Annotated in this window: 16 protein-coding genes; 12 read left to right on the plus strand and 4 right to left on the minus strand. The window is 65.6% G+C overall.

The features are described 5' to 3' along the window. Positions 1–85: 85 nt before the first annotated feature. Positions 86–676, plus strand: coding sequence for a MarC family protein (locus EWH21_RS01850; protein WP_037053937.1), 591 nt, complete (start codon positions 86–88; stop codon positions 674–676). Next, positions 673–1464: an N-acetylmuramoyl-L-alanine amidase gene (locus tag EWH21_RS01855; RefSeq protein WP_150607463.1), complete on the plus strand. Its 792-nt coding sequence runs from the start codon at positions 673–675 to the stop codon at positions 1462–1464. The genes EWH21_RS01850 and EWH21_RS01855 overlap by 4 nt, the downstream gene beginning before the upstream one ends. Here EWH21_RS01855 and EWH21_RS01860 read toward each other — a convergent pair whose 3' ends face one another. Together EWH21_RS01860 and EWH21_RS01865 are read right to left on the minus strand one after the other, a co-directional pair. Continuing rightward, on the minus strand, positions 1465–1869 hold the full coding sequence (locus EWH21_RS01860) for a DUF1330 domain-containing protein (protein WP_037053933.1): 405 nt from the start codon (positions 1867–1869) through the stop codon (positions 1465–1467). It lies immediately after the preceding gene. Between the two features lie 117 nt (positions 1870–1986). Further along, a complete protein-coding gene (locus EWH21_RS01865) occupies positions 1987–2382 on the minus strand; it encodes a response regulator (RefSeq protein ID WP_179553091.1) in 396 nt (131 codons plus the stop codon). 130 nt (positions 2383–2512) lie between these two features. On the opposite strand from EWH21_RS01865, the gene EWH21_RS01870 reads away from it, so the two are divergent. The 6 genes from EWH21_RS01870 to EWH21_RS01895 all read left to right on the plus strand — a co-directional run bounded on the left by EWH21_RS01870 (position 2513) and on the right by EWH21_RS01895 (position 9292). After that, the gene (locus EWH21_RS01870; RefSeq protein ID WP_277699659.1) at positions 2513–6016 is read left to right on the plus strand and encodes a response regulator; all 3504 of its coding nucleotides are present in this window, start codon (positions 2513–2515) and stop codon (positions 6014–6016) included. Continuing rightward, positions 6016–6825 carry a CheR family methyltransferase gene (locus EWH21_RS01875; RefSeq protein WP_037053926.1) on the plus strand — a complete coding sequence of 270 codons (810 nt, stop codon included), beginning with the start codon at positions 6016–6018 and terminating at the stop codon, positions 6823–6825. The genes EWH21_RS01870 and EWH21_RS01875 overlap by 1 nt, the downstream gene beginning before the upstream one ends. Continuing rightward, positions 6822–7433: a chemotaxis protein CheB gene (locus EWH21_RS01880; RefSeq protein WP_277699660.1), complete on the plus strand. Its 612-nt coding sequence runs from the start codon at positions 6822–6824 to the stop codon at positions 7431–7433. Before EWH21_RS01875 ends, EWH21_RS01880 begins: the two co-directional genes overlap by 4 nt. After that, the gene (locus EWH21_RS01885) at positions 7427–8614 is read left to right on the plus strand and encodes a hybrid sensor histidine kinase/response regulator (protein ID WP_277699661.1); all 1188 of its coding nucleotides are present in this window, start codon (positions 7427–7429) and stop codon (positions 8612–8614) included. Before EWH21_RS01880 ends, EWH21_RS01885 begins: the two co-directional genes overlap by 7 nt. A gap of 175 nt (positions 8615–8789) precedes the next feature. Then, complete coding sequence (locus EWH21_RS01890) at positions 8790–9089, plus strand: hypothetical protein (RefSeq protein WP_277699662.1); 300 nt, start codon at positions 8790–8792, stop codon at positions 9087–9089. Positions 9090–9106: 17 nt separating this feature from the next. Then, positions 9107–9292: a PA3371 family protein gene (locus EWH21_RS01895; protein WP_047589633.1), complete on the plus strand. Its 186-nt coding sequence runs from the start codon at positions 9107–9109 to the stop codon at positions 9290–9292. 135 nt (positions 9293–9427) lie between these two features. Here EWH21_RS01895 and EWH21_RS01900 read toward each other — a convergent pair whose 3' ends face one another. Together EWH21_RS01900 and algB are read right to left on the minus strand one after the other, a co-directional pair. Then, positions 9428–11224 carry an ATP-binding protein gene (locus EWH21_RS01900; RefSeq protein ID WP_277699663.1) on the minus strand — a complete coding sequence of 599 codons (1797 nt, stop codon included), beginning with the start codon at positions 11222–11224 and terminating at the stop codon, positions 9428–9430. A 13-nt stretch (positions 11225–11237) separates the two neighbouring features. Beyond that, positions 11238–12590 (minus strand): sigma-54-dependent response regulator transcription factor AlgB, encoded by a 1353-nt coding sequence (gene algB, locus EWH21_RS01905; RefSeq protein ID WP_277699664.1) that lies wholly within the window; start codon positions 12588–12590, stop codon positions 11238–11240. Positions 12591–12801: 211 nt separating this feature from the next. Here algB and EWH21_RS01910 point away from each other — a divergent pair, with 211 nt between their 5' ends. The 4 genes from EWH21_RS01910 to EWH21_RS01925 all read left to right on the plus strand — a co-directional run bounded on the left by EWH21_RS01910 (position 12802) and on the right by EWH21_RS01925 (position 17814). Beyond that, on the plus strand, positions 12802–13632 hold the full coding sequence (locus EWH21_RS01910; RefSeq protein WP_152487540.1) for a BON domain-containing protein: 831 nt from the start codon (positions 12802–12804) through the stop codon (positions 13630–13632). Positions 13633–13699: 67 nt separating this feature from the next. Continuing rightward, positions 13700–14134: a PA2169 family four-helix-bundle protein gene (locus EWH21_RS01915; RefSeq protein WP_179553097.1), complete on the plus strand. Its 435-nt coding sequence runs from the start codon at positions 13700–13702 to the stop codon at positions 14132–14134. 240 nt (positions 14135–14374) lie between these two features. Further along, positions 14375–15343, plus strand: a complete 969-nt coding sequence (locus EWH21_RS01920) for a phosphate ABC transporter substrate-binding protein PstS family protein (RefSeq protein WP_047589624.1) — start codon at positions 14375–14377, stop codon at positions 15341–15343. A gap of 185 nt (positions 15344–15528) precedes the next feature. Beyond that, complete coding sequence (locus EWH21_RS01925; protein ID WP_047589622.1) at positions 15529–17814, plus strand: ABC transporter permease subunit; 2286 nt, start codon at positions 15529–15531, stop codon at positions 17812–17814. Positions 17815–17950 lie beyond the last annotated feature (136 nt).

A 17950-nucleotide genomic window follows, 5' to 3' on the forward strand; every position in this document is an offset into this window, starting at 1 on the left:
TGGCGCCCGCAGGCGGACCGTTACGTCCGCTCGCACCTGCCTGGCGCAACCCCTAGACTATGCGCACTAGCCACTGGAGGCGCCTATGGACATCTTCAGCATCGCCGTGCTGATCTTTCTGGTCACCGACCCCTTCGGCAACATCGCCATCTACATCGCTGCGCTGAAGAACGTCGAGCCACGTCGGCGTCTGTGGGTGGCCGCGCGCGAACTGCTGTTCGCCCTGGGACTGTTGCTGTTGTTCCTCACCTTTGGTGACAAATTCCTCACCGGACTCGGCCTGTCGCGTGAGGCAACCGCCATCGCCGGCGGTATCATCCTGTTCGTCATTGCCATGCGCCTGATCTTCCCCAGCCCGCAGGGGCTGCTCGGCGATGTACCGGATGGCGAGCCGATGCTGGTGCCGCTGGCGACGCCGGCCGTGGCCGGGCCCTCGGCCCTGGCGGTGCTGATGACCCTGCGCAACACCCATGTCGGGCCGATCTGGGAGCTGTACCTGGCCTTGATCCTGGCCTGGGCGGCGACGGCGTTCATTCTCCTGCAGGCTTCGTTCCTGCAGCGTTTTCTTGGTAATCGCGGGTTGATGGCGGTGGAACGGCTGATGGGCATGCTGCTGATCATGCTCAGCGTCGACATGCTGCTGGACAACCTGCAGAGCGTATTCGGTCACGCATGAAGTCTTTCTGCCTCGCTTTAATCGTTGTTCTGCTCGCGGGCTGCACGGGCGGCCTGCGCATCGATGACAGCCACACGGCCACTGGCCAGAACAGTCGCGTGCAGTATGTGGTGCTGCACTACACGTCCGCCGATCTGCAGCGCTCGCTCGACCTGCTGACGCACACCGAGGTCAGCAGCCACTACCTGATCGGCGATGCCCCGGCGACCGTCTACCGCCTGGTGGACGAGGACCGCCGCGCCTGGCATGCGGGGGTCAGCGAATGGCAGGGGCGCACCTGGCTGAACAGCACGACGATCGGCATCGAGCTGGTCAATCAGGGTTATTACCAGACCGCTGCCGGGCGCTACTGGCAGCCCTTCTCGGCGCAGCAGATCGACAAGCTGATCGTGCTGCTCAAGGACATCGTCAAGCGTCACCAGTTGCCGCTGGGCTCGATCATCGCGCACAGCGACGTGGCGCCTCAGCGCAAGGTCGATCCGGGCCCGCTGTTCCCCTGGAAGCGCCTGGCCGACGAGGGGCTGGTGCCCTGGCCGGACGAGGCTGCGGTGGCGCGTCAGCAGGCGCTGTTCGCCCTCAGCCTGCCCAGCGTGGAGTGGTTCCAGGAGCAACTGGCGCGCAACGGCTACACGGTGCCTCGGCAGGGTGAGCTGGACGAGGCGACGCGCAATGTCATCGCCGCCTTCCAGATGAAGTACCGCCCGGCCAACTACGATGGCCAGCCCGATGCCGAGACCGCCGCGCGCTTGCTGGTGCTGAACCAGCAGAACGCCGCCCGCCGGGAGTGATCAGGCCGGTGTCGTGCCGATCAGGCGCGAGTCGGCCAGCGCGGCACTGCGATGCACCGTCGCGGCCTGGTACTCGGGGTCGGCGAGCATGGCGAGAAAGGCGCTGGAGGATGGATAGCGCACCAGCAGGACCTGGTCCCAGTGCTCGTCGTTTGGCGCGATGACGGCGACATGGGCCGTGCCCAGCCACTGCACTTCGCCACCGACGCCGCGCACCTTGGCCAGCGCCGTACGGCTGTAGCGCGCGTAGGCCTCGCGCCCGCTGCAGGGCGTCTCGTCACTGCCCGAGGGGTAGTTCGCCTGGGGGCTGAAACGCAGCAGGTTGAGCATCACGATCGGCGTATCGGCCGGCATCGCTTCGGCGAATGCGCGCATCTGTTCGCGGCTGGGGTTGAGGCTGGGCATGGCGACTTCCTCGGTGGCTGATCGAGTCAGCCTGGGGGTGAGTCGTGCCGGCAGGCAAGCGCTATCGATGAGGATGATGACCGGCGATGCATGGCGGCGCCTGCCGTCGTCGCGGCCTCAGGCCTCGAGCAGCTCGCTCAGGCGGCTGGCCAGCAGCGCGAAGTCGTAGGGTTTGACGATGCTGGCCGTGGCGGCCCCGGCATCGCGGTTGCGCACTTCCTCCAGCAGTTCGCGCTCGTCGTAGCCGCTGGCGAACAACACTGGCAGGGTCGGCCGCACCTGGCGGGCGTTCTGCACCAGTTCGCGGCCGTCCATGCCGGGCAGGCCGATGTCGCTCATCAGCAGGTCGACGGCCAGGTCCCCGCGCAGCAGCTCCAGTGCGCTGGGGGCATCGCGCAGGGCGTGGACGCGATAGCCGAACTCTTCGAGAACTTCCACGGTCAGGTGGCGAACGACGTCATCGTCCTCGACCAGCAGAATGGTCTTCTCGGCAGCGGAATCGGTCGCGGTCATGGGGCTCTCTGTTTGGGCGCGCAGAAGACGCAAATGTTTGGCAAACTTCCGGGTCTGCGCATGGTCAGTTTGCCACAGGCCACCTCCCACTTATAAGAAGCAGCGAGACAATCATCGAATGGACGTCCCAATGTCGAATGAGTCCGCCATGGACGAGGCTGGTTTTCGCCGAATCCTCAATCGCAATGTCGGGCTGCCCCTCGGTCTGGGGCTGGTAGGCGCACTGTTCTTCGCCGTGCTGATTGGCTACCTGCTCAACGTGATGCGCTGGGTCGAGCATTCCGACCAGGTGCTCAACAGGGCCAGCGAGGTGTACAAGCTGACGCTGGACATGGAGACCGGGATGCGCGGTTTCCTGCTCAGTGCCGACGAGAACTACCTGGCGCCCTACGAACTCGCACGCGGCAAGTTCGGCCCGCTGACCGAACAGCTCGCCGAGATCGTCGTCGACAATCCGCCGCAGATACAGCGCATCGAGCGCCTGCGTGCCTTGCAGGAACAATGGGACACCTATGCCGAGGAGGTGATCGTCAGCCGTCGCGACGGGGGCGATTTCCTCGGCGACGTCGGCAGTGGGCGCGGCAAGAACCTCATGGATGGCATGCGCCGCGAGCTGGACACCTTCATCAGCAGCGAGCGTGAGCTGCGCCAGCAGCGCAACGCCGAAGTCAGCACGGGCACGCTGTGGGGCGCCGGCACCTACCTGGTGATCAGCATCCTGTTCAGTGCGCTGCTCGCGCTGTTCGGCCGCCGCGAACTGATGAACCTCTCGAGCACCTATGCACAGGCCATGGCGAGGCAGGCGGACTTCGCGGTGAAACAGGGCGATCAGGCCTGGCTGGGTGCCGGCCAGACCCAACTGGCGGAGCGCCTGCTCGGCCAGCCGCGGGTGCAGGAACTGGCCGACCGCTCGCTGGAGTTCCTCGCCGAGTACCTCGACTGCGTGGTCGCGGCGCTCTATCTGCGCGATGCCCAGAGCGGCGACCTGCAACGCGTGGCCGGCTACGGCTTCAGTGAGGACGCCAGCCTCAAGGAGCAGTTCTACCGGGGCGAGGGTCTGGTCGGGCGGGCCGCCCAGGGGCGTCGTCCGGTCTACCTGGACAGTCTGCCGGGCGACTACATCAAGGTCGCCTCCAGCCTCGGCGAGGGCCTGCCCGTCAGCGTCGCCCTAGTGCCGCTGCAGTCCGAGGACCGTATCAACGGTGTGGTCGAACTGGCCTTCATGCGCCAGCTGGATGCGCGTGAGCGCGAGTTCCTCGGGGCCATCGCCAGCAACGTCGGCACCGCGCTGGAGGCTGCGCGCTATCGCCAGCGCCTGCAGGAAGTCCTGGGTCAGACCCAGCAGCTCAACGAGGAGCTGCAGACCCAGCAGGAAGAGCTGCGCGCCGCCAACGAAGAGCTCGAGCAGCAGGCCCGCGTGCTCAAGGAGTCCCAGGCGCACCTGGAGACCCAGCAGGCCGAGCTGGAGCAGACCAACGAGAAGCTTGCCGAGCAGACCCAGGTGCTCGCCGACCAGCGCGACGAGCTGAACCAGCGCAACACCACCCTGGGCCGTATCCAGGCGCAGCTGGAGGAGCGTGCCGAGGAGCTGCAGCGGGCCAGTCGCTACAAGTCCGAGTTCCTCGCCAACATGAGCCATGAGCTGCGCACGCCGTTGAACAGCTCGCTGATCCTGGCCAAGCTGCTGGCGGAGAACCCGGCGGGCAACCTCAACGAGGAGCAGGTCAAGTTCGCCGAGTCGATCTACTCCGCCGGCAACGACCTGCTCAACCTGATTAATGACATTCTCGACATCGCCAAGGTCGAGGCCGGCAAGCTCGAGGTCCGCCCCGAGCGCACGCAGCTGGCGGGCATGCTCGAGGGCCTGCGCGACGTGTTCGGGCCGCTGGCCCGTGAACGCGGCCTCGGCTTCGAGATCCTCCTGCAGGGCGACCTGCCGGACGTGCTGTTCACCGACCGCCAGCGCGCCGAGCAGATCCTGCGCAACCTGCTGTCCAACGCCTTCAAGTTCACCGAGCGTGGCGGTGTCACGCTGAGCGTGGCGCGGCAGGACGGTCAGACACTGGCCTTCGCCGTGCGTGACACCGGCATCGGCATTGCCGCGGACCAGCAGGAGGTGATCTTCGATGCCTTCCGCCAGGCCGACGGCACCACCAACCGGCGCTATGGCGGCACCGGCCTGGGGCTGTCCATTTCGCGCGATCTGGCGGGCCTGCTCGGCGGCAGCATCGCGGTCGCCAGCGTGCCAGGCGAGGGCAGCACCTTCACCCTGGTACTGCCCGAACAGTTGCTGGAAAGCGCCGGTCCGCTGCCGGCGAACACGCTCGCGCCGGCGCCCACGCCCGTGGCGCTGGCGCCTGTTGCGCAGCCTGCGGCACCCGCCGGCGTGGTTGCGCCACGCCCGCCGGCGCCGTTCGCGGATGACCGCGAGCAACTCGGCGAGCGCGGTGGCCGCCGCGTGCTGGTGGTGGAGGACGAGGTGCGCTTCGCGCGCATTCTCTTCGACCTGGCACATGAGCTGGGCTACGCCTGCCTGGTGGCGACCTGCGCCGACGAGAGCCTGGAGCTGGCCCAGCAGTTCCGCCCCGATGCCATCCTGCTCGACATGCGCCTGCCCGACGGCTCCGGCCTGGGCGTGCTGCAACGCCTGAAGGACGATGCGCAGACCCGCCACATCCCCGTGCACGTGGTGTCGGTGGATGACCACAGCGAAGCGGCCCTGCACCTGGGGGCCGTCGGCTATGCACTCAAGCCGACCAGTCGCGATCAGCTCAAGGACGTGTTCGGCAAGCTCGAAGCCAAGCTCAACCAGCAGGTCAAGCGCGTGCTGCTGGTGGAAGACGATCCCCTGCAGCGCGACAGCGTCGCCCGCCTGATCGGCGACGAAGACATCGAGATCACCGCCGTGGCGCTGGCCGGCGAGGCTCTGGACAAGCTGCGCGACACGGTCTTCGACTGCATGATCATCGACCTCAAGCTGCCCGACATGCAGGGCAACGAACTGCTGCGGCGCATGGCCGAGGAAGACATCTGCTCCTTCCCGCCGGTGATCGTCTACACCGGGCGCAACCTGACCCGCGACGAGGAAGCCGAGCTGCTCAAGTACTCGCGCTCGATCATCATCAAGGGCGCGCGCTCGCCGGAGCGCCTGCTCGATGAGGTCACCCTGTTCCTGCACAAGGTCGAGGCCGAGCTGTCCAGCGAGCACCAGAAGATGCTCAAGACCGCACGCAGCCGCGACAAGCTGTTCGAGGGGCGGCGCCTGCTGCTGGTCGACGATGACGTGCGCAACATCTTCGCCCTCTCCAGCGCCCTGGAGCAGAAGGGCGCAACGGTGGTGGTCGCGCGCAACGGCATCGAGGCGCTGGCCAAGCTGCGTGAACACGACGACGTCGACCTGGTGCTGATGGACGTGATGATGCCGGAGATGGACGGCTACGAGGCCACCCGGCAGATCCGCCAGCAGGCGCGCTGGAACAACCTGCCGATCATCGCGGTGACGGCCAAGGCGATGAAGGATGATCAGGAGCGCTGCCGTGAGGCGGGTGCCAACGACTACCTGGCCAAGCCCATCGACCTGGACCGCCTGTTCTCCCTGATCCGCGTGTGGATGCCCAAGCTGGAGCGTCTCTGATGCCCGACGAGATCGAGCTGCGCCTGCTGATCGAGGCGATCTACCTGCGTTACAGCTACGACTTTCGCGACTACTCCAAGGCGTCGCTGAAGCGCCGCGTGCGTCAGGCCCAGGCCCAGCTGGAGTGCCCGACCATCTCCGCGCTGCAGGAGCGCATCCTGCACGAGCCGCAGGCGTTCATGCAGTTGCTGCAGTACCTCACCATCCCGGTCAGCGAGATGTTCCGTGACCCCGGGTATTTCCTCGCTCTGCGCGAACAGGTGGTGCCGCTGTTGCACACCTACCCGTCGCTGAAGATCTGGGTGGCCGGCTGCAGTACCGGAGAGGAGGTGTATTCCCTGGCCATCCTGTTGCACGAGGAAGAGCTGCTGGAGCGCACCATGATCTACGCCACGGACATCAACCCGCATTCGCTGGAGAAGGCCGAACAGGGCATCTTCGCGCTCGACAACCTGCGTACCTACACCCAGAACTACCAGCTGTCCGGTGGCAAGCGGGCCTTCTCCGATTACTACTCGGCGGCCTATGACCGGGTGCTGTTCGACAAATTTCTGCGCAGCAACGTGACCTTCGCCGACCACAGCCTGGCCACCGACAGCGTGTTCGCCGAGACCCACCTGGTGTCGTGCCGCAACGTGCTGATCTACTTCAACCGCGACCTGCAGGACCGCGCCCTCGGCCTGTTCCACGAGTCGCTGTGCCACCGTGGTTTCCTCGGCCTGGGCAGCAAGGAAAGCCTGGACTTCTCCGCCTACGCCCAGCAGTTCGAGGCGGTCTCGCGCCCCGAGCGGATCTTCCGCAAGCGATGAGCAGCCAACGGATCAACCTGCGCGGGCAGCTGCGTGCGCCGCTGCAGGCCCTGCTCATCGGTGCCTCGGCCGGTGGCGTGGAGGCGCTGTTGCAGCTGCTCGAGGACCTGCCGGCGGATTACCGGCTACCGGTGGTGTGCCTGCTGCATGTGCCGGACCGCAACGACAGTCTGCTCGCCGACCTGCTCGCGCGGCGCCTGCAACTGCCGGTCAAGGAGGCCGAGGACAAGGAATACCTGCGTGGCGGCAGGGTCTATGTGGCGCCTGCCGGGTATCACCTGTCCATCGAGGGCGATCGCAGCTTTTCCCTGAGTCGCGAGGAGCCGCGGCATTTCTCCAGGCCGTCGATCGACATCCTCTTCGAGTCTGCCGCCGATGCTTACGGCGAATACCTGGCCGCTGCGCTGCTCACCGGCGCCAACGAAGACGGCGCGCTCGGCCTGCTGGCCGTCCAGCGAGCCGGTGGCCTGGCCCTGGTGCAGGACCCCGCCGACGCCCAGGTGCCCACCATGCCGAACGCGGCGCTCGCGCTGTTGCAACCGGATTTCCTTCTGACCATCGCCGCCATGCGCCTGCTGCTGGCCGAACTGGATGCCCCGCCATGCTGAGGAAGATTGAAGCCAAGGTGCTGATCGTCGACGACCTGCCGGAGAACCTGCTGGCCTTGCGTTCGCTGATCCAGAGCGAGGACCGCATGGTGTTCGAAGCCAACAGTGCCGACGATGCGCTGTCGCTGCTGCTCGAGCACGAGTTCGCCCTGGCCATCCTCGACGTGAAGATGCCGGGCATGAACGGTTTCGAACTGGCCGAGCTGATGCGCGGCACGGAGAAGACCAAGCACATCCCGATCATCTTCGTCAGCGCCGTTGGCCGGGACATGGATTACGCCTTCCGTGGCTACGAGAGCGGTGCGGTGGACTTCCTGCACAAGCCACTGTCGCCCTTCGAGGTGCGCAGCAAGGTGGCGATGTTCGTCGAGCTGTACCGCCACCGCAAGGCGCTGAGCATGCAGCTGGAAGTGGTCGAGGCGGCGCGTCGCGAGCAGGAGTCCCTGCTTACCGAGCTGCGCGAGACCCAGGCCGAGCTGCAGAAGGCGGTGCAGATGCGTGACGTGTTCATGTCCATCGCCTCCCATGAGCTGCGCACACCGCTCAACGGCCTGATCCTCGACGTGCAACTGCGCCGGTTGCGCCTGGAGCAGGGCCGGGAGGACGCGTTCACGCCGGAAAAACTGCAGGAGATGGTCACGCGTGACGAGCGGCAGATTCGCAGCCTGACCCGCCTGATCGACGACATGCTGGATGTCTCGCGCATTCGCACCGGCAAGCTTTCGGTGCGTCCGCAGCCGGGCGATCTCGGCGTGCTGGCCGCAAATGTGGTGGAAAGCCTGGCCGCGCAGTTCAGCGCCACCGGTTGCCAGGTCGACCTGAGGGTGGACGGCCCGGCCCCGGTGCTGATGGACGAGTTCCGCATCGAGCAGGTGCTGGCCAACCTGCTGACCAATGCGCTGCGCTACGGCGGTGGCAAGCCGGTGTCCGTGCGGGTGAGCGCCGAGGGCGATGCCGTGCGCGCCGAGGTCCGCGATCAGGGCATGGGCATCTCCGAAGCAGATCAGCGTCGCGTGTTCGAACAGTTCGAGCGGGTCAGTGACAGCGGTGTCGCGCAGGGCCTGGGGCTTGGCCTGTTCATCAGCGAGCAGATCGTCCAGGCGCACGGCGGGCGTATCGAGCTGAGCAGTCGCCTTGGCGAGGGCTCCTGTTTCAGCGTCGTGCTGCCGCGTCGCAGCTGATCGTGCACTTTGCACGTGTCGTACTTCGTGCATCTTGCAAAGTGCATGGGAATGGCGCTTTGAAATTGCATTAACTTATTGATTTATAAGGATATTTTTATTTTTCTGTTGTTGGCATGAGCGCTGCAGATTCAGTCATGTAAGTCCTCGACTGATCTGCTAATGGAGAAGCGTCATGTACATCGTCCGAATGAGCCTGTTCTGCATCACTGCATTGCTGGTCAACGGGGCTTACGCCACGGATTTCGCCGGCTCGGCAGGGGCCATGGCGCGTACCGCCGAACTGACCGTGCCCAGTGCGCAGGCCTGGACCTCCGGTTCCGCCGTGCGCTCGGAGGCGTCTGGAAGCCTGCGTCAGCCCGCTGCCCGCAGCGCCGAGGATGACGGCCAGTGGCTGCGCACCGCCAGCGAAGGCAAGACCGCCACTGCCAACCGTGAACCGCGCCCTGCCAGCACCGCGCGCTGGGTATTCTGAGCGACAGGAGTCCCGCCATGTCCAGAAGTGCTTTCCTGCTGTTGATCATGACGCTGTTCAGCCTGGCCGCGCTGTGGCTGAGCCCCGGCCTGGAGGGCAGCCTCACGCTGCTGCTCAAGGGCGCCTGCGCGCTGTTCGCCCTGGCCTTCCTGGTGGCGTTGATGCTCGGGCGCCGTATCAAGTTCGACCCGGTGCTGCGCTGATCCGTTCGTTCATCACCTGACGCCAGCGAAGACGCCACACGCAGCCTTGCGGCATTTCAGCCCTCTCCCCCAATCCCTCTCCCATGAATGGGAGAGGGGAGCCAAAGCTGTTACGCACGCAGTGCAGCGTTTTCGTCACACCGGCAGGCTGAAGTAGAACAGCGCCCCTTCGCCGGGACTCGAGTCGACGTTGAGCTGGCCGCCGTGCAGCTGGACGATTTCCCGCGCCAGTGCCAAGCCCAGGCCGACGCCGCCCTTGCGCCTGCCGACCTGAACGAACGGCTCGAAGATACGGCCCTGCTGGCCGAAGGGAATGCCTTCGCCTGCGTCCTGCACGCTGACGATCACCTGCTCGCCGTTGCGCCGTGCCTGCAGCTGCACGGTGCCGCCGGGATTGCTGTAGCGCAGGGCATTGCTCAGCAGGTTGTCGAGCAGGCGTGACAACTGCTCGGCGTCGACGCTGACATGCGGCAGTGTGTCGTGGATCTCGCAAGCCAGGCTCACCTCGCGCTCCTGCGCTTCGTCCGCGCAGCGCTGCAGGGCGCCCTGGATCAGGCCGGCGAGGTCCTGCGGGGTGCGCTGCAGGGTCTGCACGCCGTTCTGGTAGCGCGAGAAGTTGAGCAGGTCGTCGATCAACTGCACCAGGCGGTGCATCTCTTCGTCGACGGTGCGCATCAGGTCCTGCTCGCGGCCTCCCGCGGGCAGTTGCAAGCGTTCGCGCAGCAGGCTGAAGGCCATGTGCATGCCGGTGATGGGCGTACGCAGCTCGTGGGAGGCGCGCAGGATGAACTCGCTGCGCACGCGCTCGAAGGCGCGCTGCTTGGTGACGTCACGCAGCACCATCACCGCCCCGACACTGCCGCCCTCGCTGACTTGCACGGGGGTCAGCGCCCAGGCCAGCAGGCGCGTCTCGCCGTCGCGCTTGATCTGCAGGTCGGCGGGCGGCTCGCTGAGCAGTTCGCCGGCGAGCACCTGGTGCAACGCCTCTTCCACGGCGTGACCGGGTAGCAGCGGGCCGATGCTCTGCCCCAGCAGGTCGGCGTGCCAGGACAGCTGGCGTAACGCGACCGGGTTGGCGTGTTCGATACGGCCGCGTGCGTCGAGAATCACCAGGCCGTCGTCGATGCTGTCGAGAACCGCCTTCAGACGCCCCTCGCTGCTGAGCAGCTGCTTGAGGTTGCTCGAGTGATACTCGCGCAGGGCCTCGATCATCAGGCCGAAACGGCGGCTCAGCAGCGCCAGCTCGGCCACTGGCGACACGGGCAGGACCACGTCGTACTGGCCGCGCCCGATCTGATCCGCCGCTCGGGCCAGCAGGTCGATGGGCGCGCCGAAGCGGCGGGCGATGCCATGGGCGGTGAGCACGCCGATGATCAGTACCGCCACGCCGATCAGGGCGAGCAGGGCGGCGATCAGCTGTGAGCGTTCGGCGGCCTGCTGCTCGGCCTCGCTGACCCGCTCGATCACCTGGTTCTGCAGCTCCAGCAGGTGCTGGCGCAGGCGCTGGAAGGCTTCGCTGAAGGGGTCGTAGGTGGCCAGGCCATGGGGCGACTGGCCGGCGGGTGTGCCGGCACTGGCGGCCTGCACCATCTGCTGGTGCAGCACGGCCGCCTGTTCGAGGCCACGGCTGTAGCGCTTGCCCAGGTTGGCGGCGAGGCCTCGGTCCAGGGTGGCCACGAAGCCCTCACGGCTGCTGGCGAGCTGTTCCGGCTTGGGCGTGTCGCCGATCAGAATCAGCAGTTCCTCGCCCAGGTGCTGGCGCAGCTTCTGGCCGATCTCCACGGCGCTGAAGCCCCGCTGGATCAGCTCGCTCTGGCTGCTGGCCATCTGCGTGACGCTGAACAGTCCCAGGAGCAGGCCGAGCAGGGCGACGGTGATCAGCGCGGAGATGCTGAGGAACAGCCGGGTGCGAAGCTTCATCGGCAGCTGCATGGTGATCCCAGGGTCAGAGGTTGTATTGCTTGCGTTTGCGGTAGAGGGTCGAGGTATCGATGCCCAGGGTCTTGGCCGCCGTATCCAGGGTGTTGCTGCTGGCCAGCACGGCGGCGATGTGGGCCTTCTCCAGCTCCTCCAGGCTCATTGGCGCGCCGACGCGCACGGTGTTGGTCGGCGCCTCCGTGCCGCCACCGAGGCCGAGGTGGGCGACTTCCACGGTTTCCTGCTGGCAGATGATGCTGGCCCGCTCGACGACGTTGCGCAGTTCACGGATATTGCCCGGCCAGTGGTAGGCCTGCAGCGCCGCAGCCGCCTCCTCGCTGAAGGCGCAGGCCGGCCGGCCATAGTCGCTGACGAAGCGGGCGAGGAAGCGCTCGGCCAGCGACATCACGTCCTCGTGGCGTTCGCGCAATGCGGGCAGCTTGAGGGTGATGACGTTGAGGCGGTAGAGCAGGTCCTCGCGGAAGCGCCCTTCGCGGACCATCTCGTCGAGATCGAGGTTGGTGGCGGCGACGATGCGTACGTCGGCGCGGCGGGTCACTGGGTCGCCCACGCGCTCGTATTCCTTGTCCTGGATGAAGCGCAGCAGCTTGGGCTGCAGGGTCAGCGGGAAATCGCCGATCTCGTCAAGGAACAGGGTACCGCCATCGGCCTGGCTGACGCGGCCCTGGGTGCTCTCGCTGGCGCCGGTGAAGGAGCCGCGCGCGTGGCCGAACAGTTCGCTCTCCATCAGCTCGGCGGTCAGCGACGGGCAGTTGATGGTCACGCAGGTGCGCTTGGCGCGGCGGCTCCAGCCATGAATGGCACGGGCCAGTTCGCCCTTGCCGGTGCCGGACTCACCCAGGATGAGAATATTGGCGTCGGTGCCAGCGACCTGGCGCGCGGTCTCCAGGATCGCCATCATCGCCGGGCTGTGCGAATCGAGGCCGTCCTTGGCCTTGCGCACCTCGCCCTCCAGGGCCTCCAGGCGTGCGGCCAGGGTACGCACCTCCAGCTGCTTGGCTGCCGCCAGGCGCAGTTGGTCCGGGGTGCAGGGCTTGACCAGGTAATCGGCGGCGCCGGCCTGGATGGCATCGACGGCGGTGTCCACGGCCGAGTGCGCGGTGACGATCACCACGCGCATCCAGGGCGCCTGGATACGCATCTGCGCCAGCAGCTCCAGGCCATTGTCCTCGCCAAGGCGCAGGTCGAGGAAGCACAGGTCGAACACCTGGCGCTGCAGCAGTGCTTCGGCCTGTGCCGTGCTGCTGGCGCCGGCGACGTCGTACCCCTCGTCCTCCAGGCAGTAGCGGAAGGTGCGCAGGATTGCGGCTTCGTCATCCACCAGCAGGATGCGTCCGCTGGTCTGCTCTGAAACTGCCATGTATGTGCTCCGTCTGACGAGTCGATGCAGCTTAGTCAGGTAAAAACCGTGCAAGTTGCACGGCCTGACCGCGCCGATGCTGCACCCTGCATGCAGGCAGGATGCCTTTATTGTTTTTAACTTGTTGTTTTATAACGAATTTAATTGATTGTATCGGCTGGCACGGGGCTTGCGATATTCCTCTCATCCTTTCATGAGCAGGAGTGAATCCATGCCCCCGTTCAAACCCTTGCTGCTGGCCACGAGCGCTGCACTGATGCTGAGCCTGACGCCGTTGGCCAGTCAGGCAGCAGACGGTCAGTTGGCCGCGCAACTGGCCGCCGCGCGCCAGGAAGGCTCCATCTGGACCGCCTTCGCGCTCAACCGTCATCTCAATCCGTTCAGGCTCGACATCGAGGTGGAGGCTGGCGAGGCCACGCTGACCGGCAAGGTCGAGAACGCTGTGCAGAAGGATCTGGCCGAGCAGGTGGCCCTGAGCATAGAGGGCATCGACGCGGTGGACAATCGCATCGAGGTCGCGGGCGAGGCCGCCAGCGGCAACCCGCCGGGGCTGGTGCAGCGTCTGGAAGACGCCAGCCTGGCCGCCACCGTGAAGTCCAAGCTGCTGTGGAACAGCAACACCCGTGGCCTGGACATCCAGGTCAAGAGCGAGACCGGCGCCATCACCCTCAGCGGCCGTGCACAGACACCGGCAGCCAAGGAGCTGGCCGGCCAGCTGGCCGCCAACACCGACGGTGTGCGCGAGGTGTTCAACCACCTCAGCATCAGCACCGCCGACAGCACCAGCAGCGAAGTGCAGACCGCAGTGGATGAGGCGCGCGAGGACATCAGCGACAGCTGGATCACCAGCAAGGTCAAGGCCAGCTTCCTCTATAGCCGCAACCTGGATGCGCTGAACATCTCGGTGAACACCGACGACGGCCTGGTGAGCCTGCGCGGCAGCGTGCTGAGCAGCGCCGAGAAGCGCCTGGCAGTCGAGATCGCCCGCAACATCCGTGGTGTGCGTGGCGTGGATGCCGACGCCCTGCGCATCACCGGCTGAAGCTTTTTTCATCCTGACCGCAGGCGCGGTCAGCCATCCGCAAGTCCCATCGCCAAGGAGTCATTCCATGAGCAGCAAGACCGCACAACTCAACGAACTGATCGAGATCACCCGTGACGGCAAGCGCTTCTACGAGCACGCCCACGACGAGGTCAAGGACATCCGCCTGCAGGCGCTGTTCCGTGACATGGTCCGCGCCAAGACCGAAGTGATCGACGCGCTGAGCGTCAAGGTCGCGGCCAACCAGAGCGAGCCGGCAGCCGGCGGCACCATGCTGGGCAAGCTGCGCCAGGTGTACGCCGATACCCGCGCCACCCTGGCCAAGGACGAAGAGGCCACCTACGTCGCCCAGCTGGAAGAGGCCGAGGACCGCATCCTGCACGCCTTCGAGGACGCCCTGGAGGACTCGGACAACGATGTCCGTGCGCTGCTGGCCGTGGAGATGCCCAAGGTGCGTGCCTGCCATGACCGCATGCGGGCGCTGAAGCAGAACATGCAGTAACGCCCAGCGTCAGCCCCGAGCCCCCGCACGCCTTGCGTGCGGGGGCTTTTCATTGGCTGTCCGGCAGCGGGCGAGCGCTGCTCATTCGCAGGTTGCGTCCTCGCGGCAGGCCCCTGTGCATCGTTGCAATGAAAAGTCAGCAGCGTTCATTTAACTGTCACATTCGTTTCATAGAGTGTTCACGTGGCCTGCAGATACTTGGGCCCGTTCCATCCAACACTATCCTGCTAGGAGCAAGGCATGAAACTGAAGCGTTTGATGGCGGCCCTGACTTTCGCCGCCGCCGGCGTAAGCGCCGTATCTGCTGTAGCCGCCGTCGACCCGGCTCTGCCGACCTATGAGAAGACTTCCGGTGTATCGGGCAACCTGTCCAGCGTCGGTTCCGACTCGCTGGCCAACCTGATGACCCTGTGGGCAGAAGAGTTCAAGAAGAACTACCCCAACGTCAACATCCAGATCCAGGCCGCCGGTTCCTCCACCGCGCCGCCCGCTCTGACCGAAGGCACCGCCAACATGGGCCCGATGAGCCGTCCGATGAAGGACAGCGAGCTGCAGGCCTTCGAAGAAAAGTACGGCTACAAGCCGACCGCCGTTCCGGTCGCCATCGATGCCCTGGCGGTATTCGTGCACAAGGACAACCCGATCAAGGCCCTGACCATGCATCAGGTCGACGCGATCTTCTCCAGCACCCGTCTGTGCGGCGAAGACAAGGACCTGAAAACCTGGGGTGACGTCGGTCTGACCGGCGAGTGGGCGAGCAAGCCGATCCAGCTGTTCGGCCGTAACTCGGTATCCGGCACCTACGGTTACTTCAAGGAAGAAGCCCTGTGCAAAGGTGACTTCCGCTCCAACGTCAACGAGCAGCCGGGTTCGGCTTCCGTGGTGCAGTCGATCTCCAGCACCCTGAACGCCATCGGTTACTCGGGCATCGGCTACAAGACCTCCAGCGTTCGCGCTGTTCCGCTGGTCGACAAGAACGGCCAGGTAGAAGAAGCCAACGAAACCAACGCGCTGTCCGGCAAGTACCCGCTGGCTCGTTTCTTCTACGTCTACCTGAACAAGGCGCCGAACCAGCCGCTGAGCCCGCTGGACGCCGAGTTCGTCAAGCTGGTGCTGTCCAAGCAGGGTCAGGAAGTGGTGGTCAAGGATGGTTACATCCCGCTGCCGTCCAAAGTGGTCGAGAAGACCATGAAGGAACTGGGCCTGTAATTTCAGTGCCTGACGCCGCCGACCCGCTGAGCTTCGGCTGATGGTCGGAAGAGCCCGCCACTCGATTCGAGTGGTGGGCTTCGTCATGTCAGGTGACTGTAACCTTTCTGTCATACAAGCTCGCTAGATTGACAAGCCTGGACAGCCCTATGCGCTGCACTTGAGCCCGCGCAGAGACTTCTCGCATGAATGACTTGGCAAACGAATCCGTGAATCGCTCTCAGAATCCGCTGGGGATCGACTTCAACACCCCCGCCCTGCAACGCAAGCGTCGCCTGCGTGCCCTCAAGGACCGCATGGCGCGCTGGTACGTCTCCGTCGGTGGTCTGGCGGTGTTGGGTGCGATCACCCTGATCTTCTTCTACCTGGCGCACGTGGTACTGCCCATGTTCCAGGGCGCCGAACTGGATGCGCGCAAGGTTCAGCAGCCGGCCTGGCTGGCTGACGCCCCGGCGCCGCTGATGCTGGCCGTCGAGGAGCAGAACCAGGTGGCCATGCGCCTGGACGCCAGCGGTGCGGTGCAGTTCTTCGAGCTGAAGAACGGCGAAGCGCTGCAGCGCGTGCAGCTGCCGCTGCCGGAAGGCGTCAGCGTCGCCTCGGTCGCGCAGGACCAGCCGGGCAGCCGCCGCGTGGCGCTGGGCCTGAGCAATGGCCAGGCGCTGGTCATCCAGCACAACTACAAGATCACCTACCCGGACAACGTGCGCACCATCGCGCCGCGCATCGACTATCCGTACGGCGAGACGCCGATCGAGGTCGATCCGCAGGGCCGCCCGCTCGAGCACGTGGCGCTGAACCTCAACAGCGGTACGCTGATGCTGGCAGGCTCCACCGGTAGCGAGTTGCACCTGATCAGCCTCGGTCGCGAGGAAAACCTGTTCACTGGCGAAGTGAGCGTCAGCGAAGAGCGCATCGCCCTGCCGCAGATCGGTGAGCCGATCAGCCAGCTGATCCTCGATCCCCGCCAGCTGTGGCTGTACGTCCTCAATGGCGACTCCAACGCCGATGTCTTCGACCTGCGCAAGCGCAGCCTGAACGGCCGCTACCAGCTGCTCAAGGACGCCTCCAACCGTGTCACCAGCGCCACCAGCCTGCTGGGCGGCATCTCCATCATGATCGGCGACGCCAAGGGCGGCATCCAGCAGTGGTTCATGGTGCGTGACAAGGACGGCAAATCCACCTTCCAGTCGATCCGCAGCTTCCAGCTGGGCAGCAGCGCGGTCACCCAGATTCTTCCCGAAGAGCGCCGCAAGGGCTTCATGGCGCTCGACGAGAGCGGCCTGCTCGGTATCTTCCACAGCACCGCGCACCGTACCCTGCTCAAGGAACAGGTCGCCGACGGCAAGGCCGCTGCTGCCCTGTCGCCGCGCGCCACCCGCGTGCTGGTCGAGTCCGACGGCAAGCTGCAGCGCTTCGTGGTCGACAACCCGCACCCGGAAATTTCCTGGAGCTCGCTGTGGGGCAAGGTCTGGTACGAGAGCTACCCGGAGCCTGACTACGTCTGGCAGTCGACTTCCGCCAACACCGACTTCGAAGCCAAGCTGAGCCTCTCGCCGCTGGCCTTCGGCACGCTCAAGGCAGCCTTCTACGCCATGTTGCTGGCGGCACCGCTGGCGGTTGCCGCAGCGATCTACACCGCCTATTTCATGGCGCCGCGCATGCGCACCAAGGTCAAGCCGGTGATCGAGCTGATGGAGGCGCTGCCGACGGTGATCCTCGGTTTCTTCGCCGGCCTGTTCCTCGCACCGTTCCTGGAAAATCACTTGCCCGGCATATTCAGCCTGCTGTTGCTGACGCCGCTGGGCATCCTGCTGTTCGGCTTCATCTGGAGCAAGCTGCCGGAGGCGGTGCGTCACCGCGTTCCCGATGGCTGGGAAGCCGCGCTGCTGATCCCCGTGGTGATCGCCGTGGGCTGGTTCTCCATCGCGATCAGCGGTCACCTGGAGAACTGGCTGTTCGGCGGCAACATGCGCCTGTGGCTGTCCAATGACCTGGGCATTCCCTTCGACCAGCGCAACGCCCTGGTGGTCGGCCTGGCGATGGGCTTCGCGGTGATCCCGAACATCTACTCGATCGCCGAAGACGCCGTGTTCAGCGTGCCCAAGAGCCTGACCTTCGGCTCGCTGGCGCTGGGCGCGACGCCCTGGCAGACCCTGACCCGCGTGGTCATCCTGACCGCCAGCCCCGGTATCTTCTCGGCGCTGATGATCGGCATGGGCCGCGCCGTGGGGGAAACCATGATCGTGCTGATGGCCACCGGCAACACGCCGATCATGGACGTGAACATCTTCGAGGGCATGCGCACCCTGGCGGCCAACGTCGCGGTCGAGATGCCCGAGTCGGAGGTTGGCGGCACCCATTACCGCGTGCTGTTCCTGGCCGCACTGGTGCTGCTGATGTTCACCTTCGTGATGAACACCCTGGCCGAACTGATTCGTCAGCGTCTGCGTACCAAGTATTCGTCGCTGTAAAGAATGGCCTGCGCAGCAGGCCAACTGATGACCCTCGCCCATTGATGGGAGAGGGTGCCCGAAGGGCGGGAGAGGGCCGTGCGAACAACGCCGCGACCCGCTCCCCCGGCCCCTGTCCCGCAAGCGGGAGAGGGGC

The organism is Pseudomonas sp. REST10, from assembly GCF_029542605.1.
Taxonomy (GTDB): Bacteria; Pseudomonadota; Gammaproteobacteria; order Pseudomonadales; family Pseudomonadaceae; genus Aquipseudomonas; species Aquipseudomonas khazarica.